At 69.6% G+C, this 2,470-nt stretch carries 2 protein-coding genes; both read right to left on the reverse strand.

The window, feature by feature from the left end; genetic code table 11:
* Positions 1 to 216: 216 nt before the first annotated feature.
* The gene (locus H6726_32790; GenBank protein ID MCB9662463.1) at positions 217 to 1,332 is read right to left on the reverse strand and encodes a hypothetical protein; all 1,116 of its coding nucleotides are present in this window, start codon (positions 1,330 to 1,332) and stop codon (positions 217 to 219) included.
* Positions 1,333 to 2,172: 840 nt separating this feature from the next.
* Positions 2,173 to 2,470: hypothetical protein (locus H6726_32795; protein ID MCB9662464.1), on the reverse strand; the 298-nt coding region annotated here is incomplete at its 5' end.

Consider the following 2,470-nt stretch of genomic DNA (forward strand, 5'->3'; position numbering starts at 1 on the left):
GTCCGTGCCCCCGTCCGGAGCGCCCGATGCGCCGCCCCCGCAGCCGCTCACGCACGTGCCGACCACCCACGTGACGGCCATCACCCACCAAAGAGACCTTGCCCAGGAGCAGGAACGCCACATCGCGTGACGATATCGATCGGCCAACCAGGGTCAACAGTGGACTGTGGTGCGACGCCCAGCGCCCGCTCCGTCCTGGCGAGCGCTGGCCACGGGCTAAGGGGTGAATACGGGTGACTGGGGAACGGCGTCGGTGGCAGGCTGAGGCTCGGGCGCTGGCTCCGACGGGGGCCCTGTTGGCTCCGCGGGTTGAGTCTCCTCGGGCGCGGGAGCTGGGACGTCGCCGTAGTGGATGGCGGCGGCGCCCTCCTGCACTCGGAGCGCAGCGGCGCGCTGAGCGTCCGCGTCTAGATGGTCGCGCACACGCACGTAGTACTCGTTGCTCGGATCCAGCTGGATCGCGCCATCGAGGAGGATGCGCGCGTTGGCGTAGTGCGTCGCCAGGTCGTCCATAGTGGTGGGGTCGAAGCGCCGCGCCACCGAGAGGTTGTAGTAGACCCGCGCGAGCTGCTCGGCGGGCAGGTCCAGCACACTCTCGTCCGCCAGGGCCGCCTCGAGGCTGGCGCTGGCCTCGGTCCACTGACCTGCGCGCAACAGCTCGAGCCCGGGCGTCACGGCCGGGTGCTCCACGTCGAACACACGCAGGCGCACGCCGCGCGTGTGAGGGTCGAACATAGGGAAGATGCGCTGCTGCAAGCGACGCAGGACTATCTCCACGTTGCGGTCCCGGCGCCCACCGTCCTCGTGCTCGGCCTGCGTGACCACCTCGAGCACGCGCCCCGTCGTGCTCTCGCGGATGGTAAGCGTGAGGGTCAGCGAGACCTCCCGTAGCAGATGCGTGGACGTGGTGGCGGGCCGCCCGGCGCAGGCCGACGTGTAGCAGCCATCGCGCGTCTCGTAGATGAGCCCGGTGTGCATGATCTGGAAGTCCAGGTCTACGATCACGGCGGACGGCGGGAACGTACGCTCCGCCACCGCCTGCGTGGCCTGGAGTCGGTGCATGAGGAACACCTCGCTCGGGCGGATACCCGACCGCGGCGTGGCGAGGTGCCGCGCTAGGCGGTTGGCGAACTCGATGCCCTCGGGCTCGCTACCGTGCACCACGATGATGCGCGGGTACGAGCGCGCCGAAAGCTCGGCGGGGTAGACTACCCGCGCCGAGGCGCCGCCGCAGCCGGCGAGCAAACACAGCAGGAGGGCGAGCGCGGCACCTCGCGGGGCGCGTCGATCCCATGGCCACGAGGCGGGGGTGGTCTCAGTCGGTGCTCGCACGGCGTCCTCCTTCACGTCAGAGGCGAGAGGTTGCCACGGGCGGAGTGGGCGACACCAGACGGAACAATCCCCGAGGTCGAGGACGGAAGAATACAGGTCCGCTCCGGCGCCTCCCCGGGCGGTGACGGTGTGGGCTCGGTGTTCGCCGTCCACGAGATCCTGGGGCGCGGCCAAGTTTGCGACACGGCGCGCTCGTGCCTCGACAGCGGAACCGACGTCTCGTGTGCGCTGTGGACGTGCAACCCGGGGGTCAAGTTCTGCAGCGAGGACTAAACCGCAGTGGAGACATGCGACCAGAATGGCTTCACGTACACGCGGACCGAGACCTGCGAGACAGACGAGCGTTGCTACTCCGGCACTCGCTACCCGGCCGTTGGCGATGCCAACGCACCGCTATGTTCCGACAACGAGCTGCAGTGAGGCGCTGCAACGCGACAGGGAGTGCGTCCAGCTCGCAAGTGGACTGCGCGGGCACGGCGCGCTTCTGCTCCGACCCAGTGGTGGGCAACCCCACGTGCGTTCCCCGCGTTGTGCGCCTGGTGCCGAGGAGTGTTCTGATGGTGTGACCGCGAGCACGTGCTGCTCACCCCGGGTAACACCTACGAGTTCGCCGTGACGTTGCGTAGCGCCTCCGCGCTTGCAGCGGTCACCAGCTCGAACACCGGCGCAGACGTCATCCCTATCGCGATTGGTACGGTCACGGGCTCACACGCGTGCATCGGATATCCCACAGAGATGTCTTTGCCGACCTTGGGGAACCGACGCTTCTCGCTGCTGTTCACACACGCCGCACCCTGAGCGTCCGCGAGTGGGTCCGCGTGAAGTGTCGGCAGCTGGGCCTCAGACGGCTGGACCTGCGGGCGCCACCCGCGCAGCAGCCCGTGCCAGCTGCACGAAGGCGCTCACCACCGGGTTGGCGCTGTCCGCGTGCGTGGCCAGGATGAGCGGGAGCGTGGTGCGCGCGGCCACCCGCACGTAGCGCACGCCCTCCGTGCGCATGGCCTCGAGCGACGCGGGCACCAACGCCACACCGATCCCGGCCGCTGCGAGGTGCACGAGAGAGGCTGCGTGGCCCGCGTGCGCCGCCACCTGAAGCGGGCGGCCCTCGGCGGCAGCCAAGCGGTCCACCAGCGCGCTC

It is taken from the genome of Sandaracinaceae bacterium, from assembly GCA_020633055.1.
Taxonomy (GTDB): Bacteria; Myxococcota_A; Polyangia; order Polyangiales; family Houyiibacteriaceae; genus JADJJE01.